Source organism: Streptomyces flavofungini, from assembly GCF_014650815.1.
Taxonomy (GTDB): domain Bacteria; phylum Actinomycetota; class Actinomycetes; order Streptomycetales; family Streptomycetaceae; genus Streptomyces; species Streptomyces flavofungini.
On sequence record NZ_BMVR01000018.1, the window covers coordinates 38,352 to 60,092 of the forward strand.

Genomic DNA, 21,741 nt, shown 5'->3' on the forward strand with positions numbered 1-21,741 from the left:
CGCCCGTCGAGCGTGGGTGCGGTGCTACCGCAGGCGGGCCATCAGCGCGTGCTCGACCAGCGTGATCAGCGCGCTCTTCGCGTCCGCGCGGTGGCGGGCGTCGGTGGTGATGATCGGAGTGTCCGGGCCGATCTGCAGGGCCTCGCGGACCTCGTCGGGGGTGTACGGCTGGTGGCCGTCGAAGCCGTTGAGGGCGATGACGAAGGGCAGCCCGGAGTTCTCGAAGTAGTCGACGGCGGGGAAGCAGTCGGCGAGCCGCCTCGTGTCGACCAGGACGACCGCGCCGATGGCGCCACGGACCAAGTCGTCCCACATGAACCAGAAGCGGTCCTGACCGGGCGTACCGAACAGGTACAGGATCAGGTCCTGGTCCAGGGTGATGCGACCGAAGTCCATGGCCACCGTCGTGGTGGTCTTGTCCCCGGTGTGGGTCAGGTCGTCGATGCCCGCGGACGCGGACGTCATGACGGCCTCGGTGCGCAGCGGGTTGATCTCAGAGACCGCCCCGACGAACGTGGTCTTGCCCACGCCGAAGCCGCCCGCCACCACGATTTTCGCGCTGGTGGTGGAGCGGGCTGTTGCTCCGCCGCTAGAGCTTGCGAAGTCCACTGAGCACCCTTTCGAGCAGTGTCACGTCTGGCTGGCCGCCGGCGGTGTCGTCGCCGCCGGGCTGATGGATGGCGACAAGTCCGGCCTCCGCCAGGTCGGCGACGAGGATCCGGGCAACGCCGAGGGGGATGGAGAGCAGGGCCGAGATCTCGGCCACCGATTTGATCTCGCGGCACAGGGTGCAGATGCGCTGGTGTTCCGGCAACTGGCCCTGTAGTTGATGCGGTTGTGCGGTGGTGTGCACCAGTGCCTCGATGGCGAGCTGGTACCGGGGCCTGGTGCGGCCGCCCGTCATGGCGTACGGCCGCACCAGCGGGTTGGACGCGGCCGGCGCGGGCGTCGGCTCCGAGGAGCGGCGCTGCGGCTGCACCGGCTGGATCCGGGGTGCGTACGGCTGGTCGTACGGGCTGGGACCGGGCGCCTGGGGGCCCGGCTGCCGGTACTGCGGCTGCCTGCGGTGGCTGGGCGCGGAGGGGAAGTTGTACCGGTTCTGCGAACCGTCACCCTGGCCCTGGCCGTGGCCGGAAGGCCAGTTGGCCGAAGACGAACCGTCTGGGGGTGTTGCAGCCACGTACTCCTCCTCCGAAACTGTGCTCGGCACCATCACTGTGGAGCCGCGTCCCGAAACCTTACGACCCCGGGACGCGAATACGCACCGTCTGTCTGTCAGTTGAGCAGGCTCCCCTGAAGCTCCGCGCGCAGGTCCGGAGTGAGGACGGTGCCCGCACGGTCGACGAGAAGTGCCATCTCGTACCCAATGAGACCGATGTCCGCCTCTGGGTGGGCGAGTACGGCCAGGGACGATCCGTCGGAGATGGACATGATGAAGAGAAATCCTCGCTCCATCTCCACAACGGTCTGGGTCACCGATCCGCCCTCGAAGATCCGGGAGGCCCCGGCCGTGAGGGAGGTCAGGCCCGACGCGACGGCCGCGAGCTGATCGGCTCGGTCGCGCGGGAAACCTTCGGACATCGCCAGAAGGAGTCCGTCGGCGGAGACCACCACGGTGTGGGACACCCCGGGGGTGTTGTCCACGAAGTTGGTGATCAACCAGTTCAGGTTCTGCGCCGCCTGGCTCATCGGGCTCACACTAACGCTCCTGGTTGTAGGTGCTATCAGGGCTGAAGCCCTGGCCGTTCGTGTCACTGCCCGCGCTGCGGCCCCGCTGGACGCCGCGGCGCAGGTTGCTCAGCCTGCCCCGTACTTCCTCGGGGTCGCGGGAGACCTGGGGGCCGCCCTGCGGGGTCTGCTCCGCGGTGCCCTCGACCAGGTTGGCCTTGGGCACCCGCCGCGGAAGACCGGACGAGGTGACCCCGCCCGCCTTGGGCTCCCGCAGCTGCTCGGCGCGCTGCCAGCGGTCGTCGTTGGACGAACGCCAGCCGGAGCTCTGCTGCTCGTCCTGCTGGGCGTCGCCCCGCAGGTCGCCGTCGTGGCTTTCGCCGGTCTGGCTCTCCTGGCGCTGCGCGGCGGGGGAGGTGCCGTTGCCGTTCGCCGCCGTGCTGCCGCGGCGCGGAAGACCCGCGTCGGTCAGCTGGTGAGGGGCGGACGGAGCCGGCGGCGCCGACGCGGCAGGTCCCGGACGGTCGAAGCCTACGCGCTCCCCGTCACCCGTGTCAGTCGCCGACGTGGGTTCCGCTTCGGGAGCGTACTCGTCCTGGTACCCGTCCTGGTAACCGTCCCGCAAGGGCCAGTCGTCCTGGTGGGACCGCTCCGGGTAGGTGGCGAACGCCTCCTGGACACCGCCCGTACGAGCGTCGTGACCGTCCTGGCCGGACTCCGTATAGGGGGCGTCCTGGTAGCCGTCCTGCGTCGTGTAGTACGACTCGTCGTACGCCTGCGCGCCCTGGTCGTAGCTCTGCTGGGCGTCGTAGCCGGACTGGTCCTGGTCGTATCCGGGCGTCTGCTGTCCGTCGTACCCGGTTTGCGCGGTGTCGTACGCGGCGTGCCGGTCGTCGTACGCCGGGTGCTGGACCGCCCCGTCCTCGTATCCGGTCTGCTGCTCCGGGTAGCCGTAGCCGGACGGCTGCTCGTACGTCTCCTGGCCGCCCTGGACCTCGTCGCGGAACAGCGGGCGCTCGGCGGCGGGCTGGCCGGAGGCCTGGGCCTCCAGCGCGGCGCGGCGCTCCTCGCGCATCAACGAGCGGCCCACGGGGTCGAGTTGACCGCCCGCGCCGGCCGCGTCGGCGCCGTCGCCGGGGTAGCGGCTGTCGTCGAAGCCCAGCTCGGCGGCCGTGCGCAGCGGTTCGACCTCGGGGAGCTGCTGCTCGGGGATGATCGAGGAGACGGTGAACTCGGAGTCGGGCCCCTGCAGTTCGCCACCGCCACCGTGGGTGATGTTGTCCGGGAGCATGACCAGCGAGGTGGTGCCCGCCTGCTCGCCCGAGGGGCGCAGCTGGACCCGGATGCCGTGCCGGTCGGAGAGGCGGCCGACCACGAACAGGCCCATGCGCTGGGAGATCGCGGCGTCCACGGTCGGCGGGTTGGCGAGGCGGTGGTTGATGTCCGCGAAGTCCTCGGCGGTCAGGCCGATGCCCTTGTCGTGGATCTCGACCATCACGCGGCCGTCCGGGAGCCGGGTCGCGGTGACCCTGACCTTGGTCTGCGGCGAGGAGAACGCGGTGGCGTTCTCAAGGAGCTCGGCGAGCAGGTGCACGAGGTCGGTCACGGCCAGGCCGTGGATCTCGGCCTCCGGGACGCCCGACAGCTCGATGCGCTCGTACTGCTCCACCTCGGAGGAGGCGGCGCGCAGCACGTCGACGAGCGGCACCGGCTGGTCCCAGCGGCGGCCGGGCTCCTCGCCGGAGAGGACCAGGAGGTTCTCGCCGTTGCGGCGCATGCGGGTCGCGAGGTGGTCCAGGCGGAAGAGGGACTCCAGCTGGTCCGGGTCGGCCTCATTGTTCTCCAGGTCGGTGATGAGGGTCAGCTGGCCCTCGATCAGCGACTGGTTGCGGCGCGAGAGGTTGGTGAAGATCGCGTTGATGTTGCCGCGCAGCAGGGCCTGCTCGGAGGCGAGCCGGACGGCTTCGCGGTGCACCTGGTCGAAGGCGCGGGCGACCTCGCCGATCTCGTCGGTGGACGTGATCGGGATGGGCTGCACGCGGGTGTCGACGCGGCCCGGGTCGGTGCGCGAGAGCTGGTCGACGAGCATCGGCAGGCGCTGCTCGGCGATGCCGAAGGCGGCGGTGCGCAGGCTGCGCATCGAGCGGCTCATCTGGCGGGCCATGAGACCGGCCAGGATGAAGGCGGCGAGCAGCGCGACCACGACGACGGCGCCGGTGATGAAGGCGTCGGTCTTGGCGTTGTCGGCGATGTCGGACGCCTCGCTCACGGCCTTGTCCGCGAGGTCCGCCTCGATGGTGCGGTACGCGTCGAACTTGGCGGTGTTGGTGGTCCACAGGGCGGAGGCGGTGATGCCCTTGCCCGCCAGCTCCACGCGGGCGCTCGGCTGGGTGGAGGGCAGGCTCGCGATGAGGGCGATGACCTTCTCACCGGGGAGCGGGACGTACTTCTCGCCCTTGGCGCGTGCGGCGGCCGCGGCCTCCGCGGCCCGCTTCTCGCCCTGGGCGGTGAGCTTCTTCCGCGCGTCCTCGAGCCTGCGGACGTCCTGAGGCGTGCCGCCGCCCGTGTACTCCTGGATGGCGATGCCTTCGAGGTACGCGTACGAGGAGAAGGCGACGCGCTGCTTGGACAGGTCGGACTGGGTCGGACCCGGCTTCGTCAGGAGGTGGGTGCCGATGGAGCGCTGCAGCGAGAGCGCGGCCTTGGCGAGCGACACCGCGTAGACGGTGCGGCCGTAGGAGGTGATGTTTCCGGTGCCGAGGCCGAGCTCGTTGGCGAACTCCATCAGCGGGTGCTGGATGCCGACGAAGGCCTCTTCGGTCTGGACGCCGGGAAGCTTGCTGGTGTACGCGGCCTCGCGCAGACCCGCCAGCTTGGGCTCGACCTTGCGGAAGCCGTCGAGGCGGCGCTTGAGGCCTTCCTTCTGCGGCATGTCCTTGGCGGCGTCGTCGAACGCGGCGGCGGCGGCGTCGGTGGCCTTGCGGGCCTTGACGACGGCCGGGTCGTCCTTCTTGCCCTTGAGTAGCGGCGCGGCGGAGATGTCGCGCTCGTCGATGAGGCGGTTGCCGTAGTCGAGGGAGGCGCGCACCAGGCGGGCGGTGGCCTCGGCGTCGCGGGCCTCGTCCCAGGTGTCGATGGCGCCCTTCACCTGGAAGCCGCCCATGACCAGGCCGACGAGCACGGGTATGAGGAGGATCGCGTTCAGACGGGTCGGCACGCGCCAGTTCCTGGGCGACATCCGACCGCCGGAGGCGGCCTGGGGCTCGCTGCCGGGCACGTCCGCGGCGGGTGCCGCGGCGCGCGGCGGCGGGGTGAAGTTGCCCCGCGTGTCCCGGTCCGGGGATGCGGGGCTCGTCTTGCTTCGCCTCACTCGACCAACAACCTCTCGGCGGCGGCTCCCGCGCTGGTGCCGCTGTCGTCTCCAAAGGCCCGTGCTACTGGGCAGTTCAGCGCATTCCAGCACGTCAGGCAGTGCTCTTCCAAACAGTAGGAAAGAACAGTTCCGAGTGGTGTAAGCCTCAGATAAATCGGTCATAAAGAGCGAGCCCCGCCAAAAGGCGGGGCTCTTGTGAGCACAGCGAGACGACCCGACCGCGATGTGTGGCGGGGTCGGTGCAATTCTCTGTCGAAACGTTATGAACACGGCAGTCGTCCGTGTCAAAGGACACAGATCGTTCCGTGTGCTCTACGGCAACTTCCGTATGGCCCCGCCTACTTGAGACGTGCCATAAGTGCGTGCTCAACCAGTGTGATCAGGCCACTCTTTGCGTCCGCACGGTGCCGGGCGTCGGTGGTGATGATGGGCGTGCCCGGTCCGATCTGCAGCGCTTCGCGGACCTCGTCGGGGGTGTACGGCTGGTGGCCGTCGAAGCCGTTGAGGGCGATGACGAACGGCAGGCCCGAGTTCTCGAAGTAGTCCACCGCCGGGAAACAGTCCGCCAGGCGCCGGGTGTCGACCAGGACGACGGCGCCGATCGCACCCCGCACCAGGTCGTCCCACATGAACCAGAAGCGGTCCTGTCCTGGCGTGCCGAACAGGTACAGGATCAGGTCCTGGTCGAGCGTGATGCGGCCGAAATCCATCGCCACCGTCGTGGTGGTCTTGTCACCGGTGTGCGTGAGGTCGTCGATGCCCGCGGACGCGGACGTCATCACGGCCTCGGTGCGCAGCGGGTTGATCTCCGAGACCGCGCCCACGAACGTGGTCTTGCCCACGCCGAAGCCGCCCGCCACCACGATCTTGGCGGACGTGGTGGACCGGCCGGCACCGGCGTCGGAGCCCGCGAAGCCGCCCCCGTTAGAGCTTGCGAAGTCCACTGAGCACCCTTTCGAGCAGTGTCACGTCGGGCTGGCCGCCGGCGTTCTCGTCGCCGCCGGGCTGGTGGATGGCGACGAGCCCGGCCTCGGCCAGGTCGGCGACGAGGATGCGGGCCACACCGAGCGGCATCGAGAGCAGCGCGGAGACCTCGGCCACCGACTTGACCTCACGGCACAGGTGGCAGATCCGCTGGTGCTCCGGGAGCAGCCCCATCAGCTGGGCCGGGTCGGCCGTGGTGCTGACCAGCGCCTCTATCGCGAGCTGGTAGCGGGGCCGGGTCCGGCCGCCGGTCATCGCGTACGGACGCACCAGCGGCTGGTCGCCCTCGCCGTACCCGGCATGGGCTGCGCCGTACGGGTCGTGAGAGGCGGTGGGCGGGTTCATGGATCCTCCGGGCGGGACAGCAGTTGTCTGCGTTCCGTCTGACAGAGCCGGGTGGGGGCATGACTGGCGGCCGGACGGTGAGTCGGTACGTACGGTCGGCTCGCTCGGACGGTGGGGCGGCCGAGCGAGGGCGGGCGGGCCGTGGGGGAGGCCTAGTGGAGCAGGCTGCCCTGGAGTTCGGCGCGCAGGTCCGGGGTGAGGACGGTGCCCGCACGGTCGACGAGGAGGGCCATCTCGTAGCCGACGAGGCCGATGTCGCACTCGGGGTGCGCGAGCACGGCGAGCGACGAGCCGTCGGAGACGGACATGATGAACAGGAAGCCACGCTCCATCTCCACCACGGTCTGGGTGACCGCGCCGCCCTCGAAGATCCGGGAGGCCCCGGCGGTGAGGGAGGTCAGGCCGGAGGCGACGGCCGCGAGCTGGTCGGCGCGGTCGCGCGGAAAGCCCTCGGACATCGCGAGAAGCAGGCCGTCGGCGGAGACCACGACCGTGTGGGACACCCCGGGGGTGTTGTCCACGAAGTTGGTGATCAACCAGTTCAGGTTCTGTGCCGCCTGGCTCATCGGACTCAACTAACGCTCCTGCTGGTGAGTGGGGAAACTGCCGGTCTGGCCGGTACCGGCCTGGCGACCCTGCTGGATGCCCCGACGGAGATTGGTCAGCCGGCCACGCACGTCGTCGGGCGCGCGGGAGACCTGCGGGCCCGCGCCCTCCTGCGCCTGCTGTGCGGTGCCCGCCACGAGGTTCGCCCGTGGCACCCGGCGCGGCAGCCCGGAGGTGGTGACGCCGCCCGCGGACGGCTGCCGGACGCGCTCGGCCTGGCGGCCCAGCTCGTCGTTCGGCGATGTGCGCCAAGCGCTGTTGTTGGTGTTGCCGGTGGTGCTGCTCGTGTTGCCGTTGCCCGCGCTCGGCGCCCCGGCCGGGGCGCCGCCCGGACGCTGGGGCAGCGGGGGAGTGCCGAGACCGCCCGCGCGGCCCTGGTCGGGGGCGGAGCGCTGCTGCTGGTCGCGCTGCGGGAGCGGCTGCTGGGCCCCGGTGTCGGGACGGCGGCCGGGCTCCGGACGACGGCCCGGCTCGGGGGAGCCGTTGCCGCGCTGCGGGGCCTGGGGCTGCTGCGGCTGCTGGGACCGGCGCGGCTGGGGGCGCTGCGGCAGCCCCGGGTGGCGCTGCTCGGCCTTCCGGTTCTGCTCGGCCTGGCGGCTCTGCTCGGCCTGCTGCTGCGCCTGCGCCTGCTGGGCCTGTGCCTGCCGCTCCTCCTGCGCCTGCCGCTCCTGCTCGGCCTGCTGCTGCGCCTGCTGGGAGAACCAGTTGGTCTCCAACGTGTCGTACAGCGGCGTACGGCCGTCCAGCGGACCGGACGCGGGCGGCAGGGCCTCGGGCTCGGACGGCTGCTGCGGGGCTTCGGGCAACTGGGCCTGCGGGTGCTGCGGGGCGGGCGGCTGCTGGCCCTGGGGCTGCTGCGGGGCGCCCTGGCCGCGGTCGCCGCGCTGGCCCTCGCCCTGGCCGCGGCGCGGCGCGGGCGGACGCGGCACGGAGAACTCGCCGGTGCCGTGCGGGGTCTGGCCGCCCTGGCCGCCCTGCGGGGCACCCTGGGCGGGGCCGCCGAAGACGTCGGAGCGCATGTACTCGCCGGTGCCCGACCCGCCGGGGGTCTGGGTGGCGCCGTTCTGGCCGGACGAGCCCGGGGGCGGGCCGTCGAAGTCGGGGCGGTCGAACTGCGCGGTGGAGCCGGGGCCCTGCCGGTCGTCGAGGCCGGCGGGGGCCGCGAACTGGCCGGTGGACTCGGGCTCCTCGTGACCGCGGGGGGCGTCGAACGGCTCGCGGGAGACCTGCGGATGCGCGTTCTCGTCGCTCCAACTGGGCGTACGGGGCTGCGGGTTGCCGCCCGGCAGCTCGGCGCGCGGGGCGTTGCCGCGCTGACCGGTGCCCGGGCGCGGGGGCAGCTGCGGCCGGCGGCCCTGCTCGCCACCGGCACCCTGGCCCGCGTCGTTCGTACGCTGCTGGGGCACCGGAGGCTGTGCCATACCGGCACCGGGGCGGCCGCCCTGGGAGAAGCCGTCACGGCCGCCCTGCGGGCCCCCCGGGCTCTGCGGAAGCTGGGGCGCCTGCGGACGCTGGCCGGGGCCGTTCGGTGCCGGGGGCCCGGAGAGCCCCGCGGGACCACCCGCGCCCGCGCCCCCACCGGGCCCGGACGCACCGGCTCCCGCGAGACCGCCCGGCGCCACCGGGGACCCGGCCGACGGACCCTGGTTGCCGCCGCGTGCGGGCAGTGCCGCCCGCGGGCCGGGACCGGAGGCCACCTGGCCGCGCTGCGCGCTGGCACCGGGGCCGACCTGACCGCCACGGGCACGGGCGGCGCCGCCGAGACCGGCCGCCACGCCACCGCCACGCCGGGCGGCCGCGGCACCGGCGGCCGCCTGGGCCGCGGCCGGACCGCCGGTCGGGGCGGGCGCGCCCGCCTTGCTCGGGACCTTCTTGCCGCCCTGGGCGACGTCGACGGGCAGCATGACCAGCGCGGTCGTACCACCGGAGTCGGACGGGCGGAGCTGGATGCGGATGCCGTGGCGCTGCGAGAGGCGGCCGACCACGAACAGGCCCATGCGGCGGGAGACGGAGACGTCCACGGTGGGCGGCGAGGCGAGCCGCTCGTTGATCGCGGCGAGGTCCTCGGGGGAGAGGCCGATGCCGGTGTCGTGGATCTCGATGAGCACGCGGCCGTCGGGCAGCGCGTGACCGGTCACCTTGACCTTGGTCTGCGGCGAGGAGAACGAGGTCGCGTTCTCGAGCAGCTCGGCGAGCAGGTGCACGAGGTCGTTGACGACGCGTCCGGCGACCTCGGTCGAGGGCACGGCGGACAGCTCGATGCGCTCGTACTGCTCCACCTCGGACGCGGCGGCGCGCAGCACGTCGACGAGGGGGACCGGGCGGGTCCAGCGGCGGCCGGGCTCTTCACCGGCGAGCACGAGGAGGTTCTCGCCGTTACGGCGCATGCGGGTCGCGAGGTGGTCGAGCTTGAACAGCGAGGAGAGCTGGTCGGGGTCGGCCTCGCGGGACTCCAGCTCGGAGATGAGCGAGAGCTGGCGCTGGATGAGGCCCTGGGAGCGGCGCGAGAGGTTGGTGAACATCGCGTTGACGTTGCCCCGCAGGAGGGCCTGCTCGGCGGCGAGGCGGACGGCCTCGCGGTGCGCGTCGTCGAAGGCCGCGGCCACCTGGCCGATCTCGTCCCGGGAGTGCACACCGACCGACTCCACGGACGTGTCGACGTCCTGCGGGTCGGACTCGGAGAGCTGCTTGACCAGCTCGGGCAGGCGGTCCTGGGCGACCTTGGTGGCGGTGTCCTGCAGCCGGCGCAGCGAGCGGATCATGGACCGGGCCACGACGAAGGCGCCGACGAGGGACACGCCGAGCACGATCAGGATGAGCGCACCGTTGAGGATCGCCTGCTGCTCGGACTCGTTCCGCAGCGAACGGGCCTTCTGCTCCATCTCGTCGAGCAGCGTCAGCTCGATCTTCGACATCTCCTGGATCTTGGTGGAGTCGGAGTCCACCCAGTCCTTGTAGGAGCGCTTGCCGCGGAGCTTGATGCCGCCTTCCTGCTCGAGGACGCGCTTGGCGTAGGAGTTGGCGTCCTCGATCGCGGCGTTGCCGTCGCTGATGGGCTTCAGGAGCTTCTCGGAGTCGCCGGAGTAGATCCGGTTGAACGACTGGAGCTCCGAGCCCTCCTTGTCGAGGGCCGAGAAGGCGTAGCGGCGGTCGGTCTCGGAGAGCTTGCCGAACTCGCGGTTGTTCGCGGGCAGCGCGGCGGCGATGACGGCCCGCTGCACGGACGCGTACTCCTTGGCGGAGGAGAACGCGGACAGCGCACGGGTGCGCTGGATCATGTCCGGGTTGCTGGTCGCCTGCGCCATGTCCTCGGAGAGCGCGAGGAGCTGCTCGATGAGCTGGCTGTAGGCGTCGACCGTCTGCGAGACCGACTTCTCGTCGGCGTACGCGTTGCGGCGCACGTCGTTGATCTTCTGCAGCTGCTGGGTGATCTGGATGGTGCTCTGGCGGACGCCGAGCAGACCCTTGTCGTTGTCGCTGTCGTCCAGCTGCTGGGTGCCGCGCAGGAAGTTGCGGTAGGCGCGGTCCGTCTTGACCCGCGAGCCCTTGACGACGAAGTCCGAGTCCTTCGCGCCGTGCGCGAGGGGGCCCGCCGACTGGTCGCGCTCCTCCTGGAGCGCCGCGGCCAGCTCGGTGGCCTGCTTGGTCATGTCGGTGAGCAGCTTCATGTTGTCGAGCTGCTCGATCTCGTCCAGGGACGAGTTGATGCGCAGTGCGCCGAGGGAGGTCGCGGCGATGACGGGGAGCGCCAGGAGCGAGACCAGACGGGTGGAGATGCGCCAGTTGCGCAGGGCTATTCGCGGGCCGGGACCCGGGGGTGTCTTGGACCCCTTGGGCAGTGCTCCGACCGCGGCCGGGCCGGAGCCCGATGCGCCCGCGCGGCCGGCACCCGTGCCGCCGTCACCGGACTGAACCGGTCCCGGGTTCTGGGCGTGCTGGGCCGAGGAGCCGCGGTCACTTCCGCCGCGCTCCGGCTCCGCCGCAGCGCTGCCATCCCTCTTGAAACGTCCCTGCACTAGCGTCGCAACCTCTGGACCAGGCGTCCTGCCGCGTGGACGGCGGGACGGTGTCGGCGTCTCGGGGCGCGAGGCACCCCTTGGTGGTCGTGAGACCGGCGCTGCTCCCCCTTCCCGCCGCCACTCGGCGCTGCGTTGCGCCCCTGTGCGCCGGTTCGATCCCGCGGCGGTCCCGGGAATTCCAGCACAGTGCAGGATCTCCAACAAGGCCCGTGGGTCAGGCCGTGAACTCCGTGACACCACGTGATTGCCGCGTTACGAGACGTAGAAAGTGAAGTCGCCCATAACGGACTTTCCCGTACGAGAGTGCCGGGTGCGGGGGGTGTCCCAGTCTTCATGATCAGGAGCGGAATGAGGGCTTCAGGCGGGCAATGTCCGTTTTCAATGGTCGGACCGTCAGCCGGAATTGACCCTTTTGCCCACTCCTAAGTGAGCAAACTCACATGAAGATCATGGCCTCTTCTGGACTTTGGTTGGGAATTGCATGTTTAGCCTGACGCTTTACAGGGATGGCGAAACCGACAACCGGCGTCCACCGCGCGACGCCCCAACCGACAGGGTCGAAACGGCAGATGAAGTCCACGTTGATGTTCCGCAACATAGCCAACCCGCGCCGCACCACCCTCGCGCACCTCAAGGACGCCGACGAGGTCCAGCCCGCGACGCAGACCCCGGAACACACCACGCAACTGCCGGCCCAGACGGCCAACCCCAAGCGCACGACCCTGATGGACGTCCCCGTAGCGGGATGACCCGTCGTGGCGGGACAACCCGTCCGGCGCGGGAGGGCGAGCCGCGCAGCGGTGACAAAGGGGGACAGGGGCAACGCCCCATAGACTCGACGAGTCACAGTCCACCCAAACGCAAGGGGCCCCGTTGCGCATCGCCAGATTCTCCATCGACGGCAATGTCGCCTTCGGCGCGGTCGAGGGCGAAGCTCCCCCCGGATCCACCGAGGGGCTCGTCCTCAACATCATCAAGGGCATCCCGTTCGCGGACTTCGAGCTTTCCGGCACGAAGGTCCCGCTGAACAAGGTCCGCCTGCTCCCGCCGGTACTCCCGAACAAGGTCGTGGCCATCGGCCGCAACTACGCGGAGCACGTCCGTGAACTCGGCAACGAGGTCCCCGACGCGCCGGTCGCCTTCTTCAAGCCGTCCACCTCCGTGTGCGGCCCCGGCGACCCCATCGAGTACCCCTCGTTCTCGCAGGAGCTGCACCACGAGGCCGAGCTGGCCGTGGTCATCGGCCGGATGTGCCGCGAGGTGCCGCGCGAGCGCGTCGCCGACGTCATCCTCGGCTACACCTGCGCCAACGACGTCACCGCGCGGGACGTGCAGAAGCGCGAGAACCAGTGGGCGCGCGCCAAGGGCTTCGACACCTCGTGCCCGCTCGGCCCCTGGGTGGAGACCGACATCGACCTGGCCCGCGCCGCCGACCTGACCGTCCAGTGCACGGTCAACGGCGAGCAGCGCCAGCTCGGTCGCACCGCGGACATGATCCGTCCCATCGAGGACCTCATCGTCCACATCACCGAGGCCATGACGCTGCTCCCCGGCGACGTGGTCCTCACGGGCACCCCGGCAGGGGTCAGCCCCCTCAACGTCGGCGACGAGGTCGCCGTCACCATCGAAGGCATCGGCACTCTCACCAACAAGGTGATCAAGCGTGGCTAACGCGACCCCCGTACGCGTACGGTTCTGTCCCTCGCCGACCGGCAACCCCCACGTGGGCCTGGTCCGCACCGCCCTCTTCAACTGGGCCTACGCCCGGCACAACGAGGGCACCCTGGTCTTCCGCATCGAGGACACCGACGCGGCTCGCGACTCCGAGGAGTCCTACGAGCAGCTGCTCGACTCGATGCGCTGGCTGGGCTTCGACTGGGACGAGGGCCCCGAGGTCGGCGGCCCGCACGCGCCGTACCGGCAGTCGCAGCGCATGGACATCTACCAGGACGTCGCCGAGAAGCTCATCGCCGCGGGCCACGCCTACCCCTGCTACTGCACCACCGAGGAGCTGGACGCCCGCCGCGAGGCGGCCCGCGCCGCGGGCAAGCCGTCCGGTTACGACGGCCACTGCCGCGACCTCACCGCCGAGCAGAAGCAGGCGTACGAGGCCGAGGGCCGCAGCCACATCGTGCGCTTCCGGATGCCCGGCGAGGCCACCACCTTCACCGACCTGGTGCGCGGCGAGATCACCGTCCAGGCCGAGAACGTCACCGACTACGGCATCGTGCGTGCCAACGGCGCCCCGCTGTACACGCTGGTCAACCCGGTCGACGACGCCCTGATGGAGATCACCCACGTGCTGCGTGGCGAGGACCTGCTCTCCTCCACGCCCCGCCAGATCGCCCTCTACAAGGCACTGATCGAGCTCGGCATCGCGAAGGCGATCCCCGAGTTCGGCCACCTTCCGTACGTCATGGGCGAGGGCAACAAGAAGCTGTCCAAGCGCGACCCGCAGGCGTCCCTGAACCTGTACCGCGAGCGCGGCTTCCTGCCCGAGGGCCTGCTGAACTACCTGTCCCTCCTGGGCTGGTCGTTCTCCGCCGACCAGGACGTCTTCTCGATCCCCGACATGGTCGCCAAGTTCGACCTCGCGGACGTGAACGCCAACCCGGCCCGCTTCGACCTGAAGAAGGCCGAGGCGATCAACGCCGACCACATCCGCATGCTGGACGTGAAGGCGTTCGCCGAGGCCTGCGCCCCCTGGCTCAAGGCCCCCTTCGCCCCCTGGGCGCCGGACGCCTTCGACCAGGAGAAGTGGGACGCGATCGCCCCGCACGCCCAGACCCGCATCAAGGTCCTCTCCGAGATCACGGACAACGTCGACTTCCTGTTCCTGCCGGAGCCGGCCTTCGACGAGGCGTCCTGGACGAAGGCGATGAAGGAGGGCAGCGACGCCCTCCTCCGGACGGCCCGCGAGCAGCTGGAGGCCGCCGACTGGACCTCCGCCGAGTCCCTGAAGGAAGCCGTCCTGGCCGCCGGTGAGGCGCACGGCCTGAAGCTCGGCAAGGCCCAGGCCCCGGTCCGCGTCGCCGTCACCGGCCGCACGGTCGGCCTGCCGCTCTTCGAGTCCCTGGAGATCCTGGGCAAGGACGCGGCGCTGGCCCGCGTCGACGCGGCCCTGGCGAAGCTCACCGCGTAACCGCGCAGGTACGCCACGTACGAAGGGCCCGGAAGCCGTCACGGCTTCCGGGCCCTTCGCGTTGTCGCTGTGCCGACTCCGACTGCTAGGCCTCGTCGACGAGATAGTGGCTCTCGTCGAAGATCTCAAGGACGACGATCACCATGATTGCGCCCGCCACCATGTACTCCAGCACGACTCCGGGAGCCACGTATGCCTTGCGCAGGTGTTCGTCAGGGCCGAGCTGGGCGGTCGCCGTCTTGTGGTACGGGTCACGGGCCAGCACGCGCAATGCCTTGTCCAACTGAGCCTGGCGCTCATCGGGCAGGCCGTCGTACACCGCGCGGGCCTCAACGGTGAACTGGACGCGGTACTCGCTCATGGGTGGGGCTCGATCTCTCGCTCGTCGGTCCACCCACGCTACGGCACAGGCGCCGTACGGGCGCCGGCTTCCGGGAACATCCAGGGCGCCGGCCCCTGGCGTGCGCGACCGCTTCCCGTAGGTTCACAGCATGACGATCACGCGGGGCACGACCATCAAGGCCGTCGTCTGGGACATCGACGACACGATCTTCGACTACGCACACGCCGACACCGAGGGCATACGCGCCCACCTCGTCGCCGAAGGCATCCTGTCCCGGTACGGGACCGCCGAGGACGCGCTCGCGCTGTGGAAGCAGACCACCGACCGGCACTGGGCCCGCTTCGGCTCCGGTGAGGTCGACTTCGAGGGTCAGCGCCGCGACCGCGTCCGCGACTTCCTGGGCGCCGCCCTCGACGACACCGAGGCCGACACCTGGTTCGCCCGCTACCGCGCCCACTACGAAGCCGCCTGGGCCCTCTTCCCGGACACCCTGCCGACCCTGGACGCCCTCGCCGACCGCTACCGGCACGCGGTCCTGTCCAACTCGGCCCTGTCCGTGCAGGACCACAAGCTCCGCACCCTCGGCGTCCGCGACCGCTTCGAGGCCCTGCTGTGCGCCGCCGACCTCGGCGTCGCCAAGCCCGAGGCCGAGGCGTTCCACGCCGTCTGTGCGGAGCTGGACCTCGCGCCCGCGGAGATCGCCTACGTCGGCGACCAGCCGGAGATCGACGCGCGCGGCGCCCGGGACGCGGGCCTGGTCGGGATCTGGCTCGACCGCAACAACTCGGCCCTGGAAGGCCCGTCGGGCGTCCACCGCATCAGCGGTCTGGCCGAGCTGCCCGCGCTGTTGCTGGCCGATACCCGTTTTGGAGCGCCGTCCACCTTCGGGTAATGTTCTTCCTGCGCCGCCCGAGAGGGCCGAGAGGTCCGGCCGGGAAGCGCAAGTCAAACAAAGCCCCCGCAGGGGGTTGCGCTTTGATGGCCTATGGTGTAATTGGCAGCACGACGGTTTCTGGTTCCGTTAGTCTAGGTTCGAGTCCTGGTAGGCCAGCTCGCAGAGCTCATCTGCACCGCGGATCCAGATCCGCAAAGCCCCCGTTGTGTAGCGGCCTAGCACGCTGCCCTCTCAAGGCAGTAGCGCCGGTTCGAATCCGGTCGGGGGTACAGATCCTTCCCGTGAGGACAGTTCGGGTCGCACCCACTGACCTCAATGCAGGATCGCTAGGGCCCCCGTTGTGTAGCGGCCTAGCACGCCGCCCTCTCAAGGCGGTAGCGCCGGTTCGAATCCGGTCGGGGGTACTGTGGTCTGGTCTAGACCACCAGTGGGCTATGGTGTAATTGGCAACACGAAGGTTTCTGGTTCCTTTGTTCTAGGTTCGAGTCCTGGTAGCCCAGCGCAGTAACAGCAGTACGAGCAAGCCCCCGTTGTGTAGCGGCCTAGCACGCCGCCCTCTCAAGGCGGTAGCGCCGGTTCGAATCCGGTCGGGGGTACGCGAACAGGAAGCCCTCCCCGGTCGGGGAGGGCTTCTTCGTGTACGGGGGTGCCCCCCAACTCCCGCCCGCCGCTGCGGCGTTGAAGCCGCGGGCCCGGAGGTGAGGGGTGGCTGCGTCAGCTGGTGCGGCGCAGCGCTTCGGAGAGGCGGCCGGCCGCGTCGATCACGGCTTGGGCATGCATCCGGCCCGGGTGCCGCGTCAGGCGCTCGATCGGTCCGGAGACCGAGACGGCAGCCACCACCCGGTTCGACGGACCGCGCACCGGCGCCGACACCGACGCCACCCCCGGCTCCCGCTCACCGATCGACTGGGCCCAGCCCCGGCGGCGTACACCCGACAAGGCCGTCGCCGTGAAACGTGCGCCCTGCAAGCCCCGGTGCAGCCGCTCCGGCTCCTCCCAGGCCATCAGGATCTGCGCCGACGAACCCGCCTTCATCGTGAGCGTCGAACCCACCGGCACCGTGTCCCGGAGGCCCGAGAGCCGCTCCGCGGCCGCCACGCAGATGCGCATGTCGCCCTGGCGGCGATACAACTGCGCGCTCTCGCCCGTCACGTCCCGCAGATGCGTCAGTACCGGACCGGCCGTCGCGAGCAGGCGGTCCTCGCCCGCCGCCGCGGCCAGCTCGGCCAGGCGCGGGCCCAGGATGAAACGGCCCTGCATGTCGCGCGCCACCATCCGGTGGTGTTCCAAGGCCACGGCCAGACGATGAGCCGTGGGTCGTGCAAGACCGGTGGCCGCGACCAACCCGGCAAGGGTGGCGGGACCGGACTCCAGGGCGCTCAAGACAAGGGCTGCCTTGTCGAGAACGCCGACGCCGCTAGAGTTGTCCATGCAACGATACTCGCGTCTCACTCTGTGAAACGCAAGTTCAAAATTCCTGGGAACCCGCCACTCTGTAGGAGCGGTCCGCAGACCAACGGACTCGCGGCCGGCGTCCGGCGCGGAGTTCACGAGGGGACGGCGTCGGCGAACTGATTCTCTAGTTGGGCCGGCGCACGACGCCGGTCGGAGGGAAAGCGATGGGTAGGACTCTCGCGGAGAAGGTCTGGGACGACCACGTCGTCCGGCGCGCCGAAGGCGAGCCCGACCTCCTCTTCATCGATCTGCACCTGCTGCACGAGGTGACCAGCCCGCAGGCGTTCGACGGCCTCCGGCAGGCCGGGCGTCAGGTGCGGCGCCTCGATCTCACCATCGCCACCGAGGATCACAACACCCCGACCCTCGACATCGACAAGCCCATCGCCGACCCCGTCTCCCGCGCCCAGCTGGAGACGCTGCGCAAGAACTGCGCCGAGTTCGGCGTCCGGCTGCACCCGCTCGGCGACGTCGAGCAGGGCGTTGTCCACGTGGTGGGACCGCAGCTGGGACTGACCCAGCCCGGCACCACGGTGGTCTGCGGCGACTCCCACACCTCCACCCACGGCGCCTTCGGCGCGCTGGCCTTCGGCATCGGCACCTCGCAGGTCGAGCACGTGCTCGCGACCCAGACGCTGCCGCTGGCCCGCCCGAAGACCATGGCCATCACCATCGACGGCGAACTGCCCGACGGCGTCACCGCCAAGGACCTGATCCTCGCCATCATCGCCCGGATCGGCACCGGCGGCGGCCAGGGCTACATCCTGGAGTACCGCGGCCCGGCCATCGAGAAGCTCTCGATGGAGGCCCGCATGACCATCTGCAACATGTCCATCGAGGCCGGTGCCCGCGCGGGCATGATCGCCCCCGACGAGACGACCTTCGCGTACATCAAGGACCGCGCCCACGCCCCGCAGGGCGCCGACTGGGACGAGGCCGTCGCGTACTGGCGGACGCTGCGCACCGACGACGACGCGGTCTTCGACGCCGAGGTCTACATCGACGCCGCCGAGCTGTCGCCGTTCGTCACCTGGGGCACCAACCCGGGCCAGGGCCTGCCGCTGTCGGCGGACGTCCCCGACCCGGCTTCGTACGAAGACGCTTCGGAGCGGCTCGCCGCCGAAAAGGCCCTGGAATACATGGGGTTGACCGCCGGACAGCGGCTGCGGGACATCAAGGTGGACACCGTCTTCGTAGGCTCCTGCACCAACGGCCGTATCGAAGACCTCCGCTCGGCCGCCGCCGTCCTGGACGGCCGCAAAGTCGCCGACGGCGTACGGATGCTGGTGGTCCCCGGCTCGGTGCGGGTCGCCCTGCAGGCCGTCGAGGAGGGCCTGGACAAGGTGTTCACCGCGGCCGGCGCCGAATGGCGGCACGCGGGCTGCTCGATGTGCCTGGGCATGAACCCCGACCAACTCGCCCCCGGCGAGCGCTCCGCGTCCACCTCCAACCGCAACTTCGAGGGCCGCCAGGGCAAGGGCGGGCGCACCCACCTGGTGTCGCCGCAGGTCGCCGCCGCCACCGCCGTGACCGGCCGGCTCTCCTCGCCCGCCGACCTCGCCGACGCCCCCACGACCGCCGGAGTCTGATCAGCCATGGAAGCCTTCACCACCCACACCGGCCGGGCCGTACCGCTGCGCCGCAGCAACGTCGACACCGACCAGATCATCCCCGCCCACTGGCTGAAGAAGGTCACCAGGGACGGGTTCGAGGACGGGCTCTTCGAGGCCTGGCGCAAGGACTCCGAGTTCGTGCTCAACAAGCCCGAGCGCGCGGGTGCCACGGTCCTGGTCGCCGGGCCCGACTTCGGCACCGGATCCTCCCGCGAGCACGCCGTCTGGGCGCTGCAGAACTACGGCTTCAAGGCCGTCATCTCGGCCCGCTTCGCCGACATCTTCCGCGGGAACTCGCTCAAGAACGGCCTGCTCACGGTGGTTCTGGAGCAGTCGACCGTGGACGAGCTGTGGGCGCTCACGGAGGCCGACCCGACCGTCGAGATCACCGTCGACCTGCACGAACGCCAAGTTCGCGCCCCCGGCGTCACCGCCTCCTTCGAGCTGGACGAGAACGCCCGCTGGCGACTCCTGAACGGCCTGGACGACATCAGCATCACCCTCCAGAACGAGCAGGACATCGCGGTCTACGAGTCCCGGCGCCCCGCCCACAAGCCGCGCACCGTGCAGGCCGCCTGACGCACGTCCCCCGGGCGGCCCAGCGCCCCTTCGCGAGTTGCCCGAGGGCGCTCCGGCACCCGATGTACCCCCAATCGTGGACGGTTGGGGGTACATCTGTGTCCGGCCCTCGTATGTCCCCGATGACCTGAACGGGTGGTCTCAACTGCCTTGATCTGAAGGGCAGAAGAGGCCGGAAATCCACTTGCACCCCGGGGATGCGGTTATCCTCAGATGGGCGCCGGAGGAGGGTAGTTACCCCCTGCGGAGGCGACAACTCGCCCCAGATGGCACAATCGGTGCATGGGACGCGACGACCAACTCGAGCTCTACGGACTCGTGGCGGACCAGTTGAAGGAAGCGCACTCCCGAGTGCGCGCACTGCAAGTCCCGGAGGGCGTACGGATGGCGCTGACCCGGAAGCTGCTGGTCATTACGGCCGCGGCCAAACACGATCTCGCCGATGCGGCAAGGCGTCTGGAGCGGTTGATGGCGTACCTCGACGAAGGCGACGAGGGCCGAATCCCTGAAGACGGCTGAGTGGCGGGCCCCAACGGGCCTGCTGTGTCCCAACGGGCCTCAACGGGCCTTCGAGGAACTCCTCGAGAGCTCAGGTCGTTGCGGCACAAGGGTGATTAGCCCGTTTCGTGTTTGATTTGCGGTATATATCTGCCTAACGTGCGAAAAAGCCTGGCGCATTCGCTTCAGGCAATGTCTCCGAAGGGGAAGACGTGAACAAGGCGCAGCTCGTAGAAGCGATTGCCGACAAGGTCGGTGGCCGTCAGCAGGCCGCCGACGCCGTGGACGCGGTCCTGGACGCCATCGTCCGTGCCGTCGTCAGTGGCGACCGGGTTTCGGTCACCGGCTTCGGCTCGTTCGAGAAGGTCGACCGCCCGGCCCGGTACGCCCGCAACCCGCAGACCGGGGAGCGCGTCCGGGTCAAGAAGACCTCGGTGCCCCGCTTCCGCGCGGGCCAGGGCTTCAAGGACCTGGTGAGCGGCTCGAAGAAGCTCCCGAAGAACGACGTGGCGGTCAAGAAGGCGCCCAAGGGCAGCCTTTCGGGCGGCACCAAGACCACCGCCAAGGCCGCCACCAAGAAGGCCACCGCCAAGAAGGTCACGGCGAAGAAGGCCACGGCGAAGAAGACCGCCACCGCCAAGAAGACGGCGAAGACGGCCACGGCCAAGAAGGCGACGACGGCCAAGAAGGCCACCGCCAAGAAGACGGCGAAGACGGCCACGGCCAAGAAGGCGACGACGGCCAAGAAGACGGCCAAGGCCGCCACGGCGAAGAAGACCACCGCCAAGAAGGCTGCCGCCAAGAAGGCTCCGGCCAAGAAGGCCACGGCCAAGAAGGCGCCCGCCAAGAAGTCCACGGCGCGCAAGACCACCGCCAAGAAGGCCACCGCCCGCAAGAAGTAAGGGCTGAGGGCACTCACGCACCGGGCCGGGCTCCCCTGGGGGAGCCCGGCCCGCGGCGTGTCCGGGGGAGGGGGGCGAGGGGCGCTTCGCGGCTGCGGGGCGTCGTCCGGCCCGCGGTCGGCGGTCCGTTCGGCGGCTCGTTCGGCGGCCCGGTCAGAGGGGCCGCGGCAGTACCGGTCAGAAGGTCTGCAGCGTCACCAGCGTGATGCGGCGCGCCTCGCCCTCGCCGGTCACCTCGATGCGGACCCGCTGGCCGGGCCTGAGCAGGCGCAGGCCGCCGGCGTCGAACGCCGGGGTGTCGAAGGGCACCGGGGTGCCGTCGTCGAGGAGCACGCTGCCCGTGCGGGTGTCGGAGTCGTACGTGTACGCGGTGGCCTGCATGGGGGAAGCGTACTCAGTCCGGGATCAGCAGCCCGGCGGCCGCCGCGGCCGTGTGCGGACCCACGCCCAGGGCGAGCGCGGCCCGCAGGTCGTCGCCGGTGTCCACGTCCTGGCGCACGGAACCGGCGCGGCCGATGTCGGTGGTGGCTCCAGCGGCCCCAGCAGCCCCGGTGACCCCAGCGGCCCCGGCCTGCCCGCTGCCGAGTTCCACCGCTCCCGAGTCCCGGTGGCGCGCCCGGGACGGCCCGCCGAATTGGGGCCGCAATTCCGTGCCGGGGGCCGCGGTGAGCAGCGTCGTGCCGATTCCCGCGGCGTCCGCGAGAAAAGCGCGGGGGAATGGGGCGGCGGCATCGAGGACGCGGGCCAATTCGCGGGGGCGCAGCGCGGGCAGATCGGCGTTGAGGGCCGCCACGGGTGCCTCGGGGTGCCAGGAACGCACCTGGTGCGCCGCGTGCGCCAGGGCGGCGTTGAGGCCGTCTCCCGGGGTGTCGGGGACGACGCGGGCGCCGAGCGCGGCCAGTTCGCGGCTCGCGCGGACGTCGTCCGTGACGACCACCACATCCCGCACCGCCGGGCAGGCCACCGCCGCGGCCACCGTGTCCTGCGCGAACGCGAGGGCCAGCGCGGGCCGCAGGCCGTCTCCGGCGGCGGGCGCGAGGCGGCTCTTGGCCCGCTCCAGGGGCTTGAGCGGTATCACCACGGTCCACTGCACGCCCGGCTCCGTCCTTCGCGTGAGCCCATTGTGACCTGCGGGAAGGGGGCGGACGGGAGGTGGGGTGCGGGGGCGGCGGCCGGTGCGCCGGGCCGTTCCCCGGCGCGAACGGGCCGCAAGGGGCGTGACGGGGGGAGGGCGGACGGGTGGGCGTACGGTGTTCTCGACAGGACGGCAGCCCGGGGCGACACTTGTGCGGCCGACCAGGCTCATGGAGGAAGGTGTC

Annotated in this window: 20 protein-coding genes and 5 tRNA genes; 13 read left to right on the plus strand and 12 right to left on the minus strand. The window is 70.7% G+C overall.

Going from position 1 to position 21,741, the window contains the following annotated elements:
* Nucleotides 1-24: 24 nt before the first annotated feature.
* From IE274_RS34230 to IE274_RS34265, 8 genes are all read right to left on the minus strand, one after another.
* Complete coding sequence (locus tag IE274_RS34230) at nt 25-609, minus strand: GTP-binding protein (RefSeq protein ID WP_030361923.1); 585 nt, start codon at nt 607-609, stop codon at nt 25-27.
* Nucleotides 590-1,213: a DUF742 domain-containing protein gene (locus IE274_RS34235; protein WP_190119842.1), complete on the minus strand. Its 624-nt coding sequence runs from the start codon at nt 1,211-1,213 to the stop codon at nt 590-592. Before IE274_RS34235 ends, IE274_RS34230 begins: the two co-directional genes overlap by 20 nt.
* A gap of 62 nt (nt 1,214-1,275) precedes the next feature.
* The gene (locus tag IE274_RS34240) at nt 1,276-1,689 is read right to left on the minus strand and encodes a roadblock/LC7 domain-containing protein (protein WP_030361925.1); all 414 of its coding nucleotides are present in this window, start codon (nt 1,687-1,689) and stop codon (nt 1,276-1,278) included.
* Between the two features lie 10 nt (nt 1,690-1,699).
* Nucleotides 1,700-5,038: a sensor histidine kinase gene (locus IE274_RS34245; RefSeq protein WP_190119843.1), complete on the minus strand. Its 3,339-nt coding sequence runs from the start codon at nt 5,036-5,038 to the stop codon at nt 1,700-1,702.
* Between the two features lie 341 nt (nt 5,039-5,379).
* On the minus strand, nt 5,380-5,985 hold the full coding sequence (locus IE274_RS34250; protein ID WP_190119844.1) for a GTP-binding protein: 606 nt from the start codon (nt 5,983-5,985) through the stop codon (nt 5,380-5,382).
* A complete protein-coding gene (locus IE274_RS34255; protein WP_190119845.1) occupies nt 5,966-6,370 on the minus strand; it encodes a DUF742 domain-containing protein in 405 nt (134 codons plus the stop codon). Before IE274_RS34255 ends, IE274_RS34250 begins: the two co-directional genes overlap by 20 nt.
* Before the next feature lie 152 nt (nt 6,371-6,522).
* Nucleotides 6,523-6,936 carry a roadblock/LC7 domain-containing protein gene (locus IE274_RS34260; RefSeq protein WP_030361929.1) on the minus strand — a complete coding sequence of 138 codons (414 nt, stop codon included), beginning with the start codon at nt 6,934-6,936 and terminating at the stop codon, nt 6,523-6,525.
* 9 nt (nt 6,937-6,945) lie between these two features.
* Nucleotides 6,946-10,992: a sensor histidine kinase gene (locus IE274_RS34265; protein WP_190119846.1), complete on the minus strand. Its 4,047-nt coding sequence runs from the start codon at nt 10,990-10,992 to the stop codon at nt 6,946-6,948.
* Nucleotides 10,993-11,564: 572 nt separating this feature from the next.
* Between IE274_RS34265 and IE274_RS34270 the strand changes: the two genes are divergently transcribed.
* The 3 genes from IE274_RS34270 (at nt 11,565) to gltX (ending at nt 14,137) form a co-directional block, all read left to right on the plus strand.
* Nucleotides 11,565-11,744, plus strand: coding sequence for a hypothetical protein (locus tag IE274_RS34270; RefSeq protein ID WP_190119847.1), 180 nt, complete (start codon nt 11,565-11,567; stop codon nt 11,742-11,744).
* Nucleotides 11,745-11,868: 124 nt separating this feature from the next.
* A complete protein-coding gene (locus tag IE274_RS34275) occupies nt 11,869-12,666 on the plus strand; it encodes a fumarylacetoacetate hydrolase family protein (protein WP_190119848.1) in 798 nt (265 codons plus the stop codon).
* Entirely contained in the window at nt 12,659-14,137 is a 1,479-nt protein-coding gene (gltX, locus tag IE274_RS34280; RefSeq protein WP_190119849.1) for a glutamate--tRNA ligase, read from the plus strand. Before IE274_RS34275 ends, gltX begins: the two co-directional genes overlap by 8 nt.
* A gap of 85 nt (nt 14,138-14,222) precedes the next feature.
* Here the strand turns inward: gltX and IE274_RS34285 are convergent, their stop codons facing one another.
* Nucleotides 14,223-14,498 (minus strand): type II toxin-antitoxin system RelE family toxin, encoded by a 276-nt coding sequence (locus tag IE274_RS34285; RefSeq protein WP_190119850.1) that lies wholly within the window; start codon nt 14,496-14,498, stop codon nt 14,223-14,225.
* Between the two features lie 130 nt (nt 14,499-14,628).
* Here IE274_RS34285 and IE274_RS34290 point away from each other — a divergent pair, with 130 nt between their 5' ends.
* The 6 genes from IE274_RS34290 to IE274_RS34315 all read left to right on the plus strand — a co-directional run bounded on the left by IE274_RS34290 (nt 14,629) and on the right by IE274_RS34315 (nt 15,971).
* A complete protein-coding gene (locus IE274_RS34290) occupies nt 14,629-15,372 on the plus strand; it encodes an HAD family hydrolase (protein ID WP_190119851.1) in 744 nt (247 codons plus the stop codon).
* 87 nt (nt 15,373-15,459) lie between these two features.
* Nucleotides 15,460-15,531, plus strand: a tRNA-Gln gene (locus tag IE274_RS34295).
* A 40-nt stretch (nt 15,532-15,571) separates the two neighbouring features.
* Nucleotides 15,572-15,644, plus strand: a tRNA-Glu gene (locus IE274_RS34300).
* A 62-nt stretch (nt 15,645-15,706) separates the two neighbouring features.
* Nucleotides 15,707-15,779: transfer RNA gene (locus IE274_RS34305), tRNA-Glu, on the plus strand.
* Between the two features lie 24 nt (nt 15,780-15,803).
* Nucleotides 15,804-15,875: transfer RNA gene (locus IE274_RS34310), tRNA-Gln, on the plus strand.
* A gap of 23 nt (nt 15,876-15,898) precedes the next feature.
* A tRNA-Glu gene (locus IE274_RS34315) sits at nt 15,899-15,971 on the plus strand.
* A gap of 118 nt (nt 15,972-16,089) precedes the next feature.
* On the opposite strand, the gene ndgR is transcribed toward IE274_RS34315, so the two are convergent.
* A complete protein-coding gene (gene ndgR / locus IE274_RS34320) occupies nt 16,090-16,806 on the minus strand; it encodes an IclR family transcriptional regulator NdgR (protein ID WP_030361934.1) in 717 nt (238 codons plus the stop codon).
* A gap of 188 nt (nt 16,807-16,994) precedes the next feature.
* Between ndgR and leuC the strand changes: the two genes are divergently transcribed.
* From leuC to IE274_RS34340, 4 genes are all read left to right on the plus strand, one after another.
* Nucleotides 16,995-18,419: a 3-isopropylmalate dehydratase large subunit gene (gene leuC, locus IE274_RS34325; protein WP_190119852.1), complete on the plus strand. Its 1,425-nt coding sequence runs from the start codon at nt 16,995-16,997 to the stop codon at nt 18,417-18,419.
* A gap of 6 nt (nt 18,420-18,425) precedes the next feature.
* Entirely contained in the window at nt 18,426-19,022 is a 597-nt protein-coding gene (leuD, locus tag IE274_RS34330; protein WP_190119853.1) for a 3-isopropylmalate dehydratase small subunit, read from the plus strand.
* A 282-nt stretch (nt 19,023-19,304) separates the two neighbouring features.
* A complete protein-coding gene (locus tag IE274_RS34335) occupies nt 19,305-19,541 on the plus strand; it encodes an SCO5555 family protein (RefSeq protein ID WP_190119854.1) in 237 nt (78 codons plus the stop codon).
* 191 nt (nt 19,542-19,732) lie between these two features.
* On the plus strand, nt 19,733-20,422 hold the full coding sequence (locus IE274_RS34340) for an HU family DNA-binding protein (protein ID WP_190119855.1): 690 nt from the start codon (nt 19,733-19,735) through the stop codon (nt 20,420-20,422).
* A 177-nt stretch (nt 20,423-20,599) separates the two neighbouring features.
* Here the strand turns inward: IE274_RS34340 and IE274_RS39810 are convergent, their stop codons facing one another.
* Entirely contained in the window at nt 20,600-20,803 is a 204-nt protein-coding gene (locus IE274_RS39810) for a hypothetical protein (RefSeq protein WP_229909994.1), read from the minus strand.
* 13 nt (nt 20,804-20,816) lie between these two features.
* Nucleotides 20,817-21,515, minus strand: a complete 699-nt coding sequence (cofC, locus tag IE274_RS34345; RefSeq protein WP_229909995.1) for a 2-phospho-L-lactate guanylyltransferase — start codon at nt 21,513-21,515, stop codon at nt 20,817-20,819.
* Nucleotides 21,516-21,741: the final 226 nt, after the last annotated feature.

What these genes read in the sequence shown, in the direction of transcription:
- IE274_RS34235 (WP_190119842.1), bottom strand. Translation starts at nt 1,213, where the DNA reads ATGGTGCCGAGCACAGTTTCGGAGGAGGAGTACGTGGCTGCAACACCC.
- IE274_RS34240 (WP_030361925.1), bottom strand. Translation starts at nt 1,689, where the DNA reads ATGAGCCAGGCGGCGCAGAACCTGAACTGGTTGATCACCAACTTCGTG.
- IE274_RS34255 (WP_190119845.1), bottom strand. Translation starts at nt 6,370, where the DNA reads ATGAACCCGCCCACCGCCTCTCACGACCCGTACGGCGCAGCCCATGCC.
- IE274_RS34260 (WP_030361929.1), bottom strand. Translation starts at nt 6,936, where the DNA reads ATGAGCCAGGCGGCACAGAACCTGAACTGGTTGATCACCAACTTCGTG.
- IE274_RS34270 (WP_190119847.1), top strand. Translation starts at nt 11,565, where the DNA reads ATGAAGTCCACGTTGATGTTCCGCAACATAGCCAACCCGCGCCGCACC.
- IE274_RS34285 (WP_190119850.1), bottom strand. Translation starts at nt 14,498, where the DNA reads ATGAGCGAGTACCGCGTCCAGTTCACCGTTGAGGCCCGCGCGGTGTAC.
- IE274_RS34290 (WP_190119851.1), top strand. Translation starts at nt 14,629, where the DNA reads ATGACGATCACGCGGGGCACGACCATCAAGGCCGTCGTCTGGGACATC.
- ndgR (WP_030361934.1), bottom strand. Translation starts at nt 16,806, where the DNA reads ATGGACAACTCTAGCGGCGTCGGCGTTCTCGACAAGGCAGCCCTTGTC.
- leuC (WP_190119852.1), top strand. Translation starts at nt 16,995, where the DNA reads ATGGGTAGGACTCTCGCGGAGAAGGTCTGGGACGACCACGTCGTCCGG.
- leuD (WP_190119853.1), top strand. Translation starts at nt 18,426, where the DNA reads ATGGAAGCCTTCACCACCCACACCGGCCGGGCCGTACCGCTGCGCCGC.
- IE274_RS34335 (WP_190119854.1), top strand. Translation starts at nt 19,305, where the DNA reads ATGGGACGCGACGACCAACTCGAGCTCTACGGACTCGTGGCGGACCAG.
- IE274_RS39810 (WP_229909994.1), bottom strand. Translation starts at nt 20,803, where the DNA reads ATGCAGGCCACCGCGTACACGTACGACTCCGACACCCGCACGGGCAGC.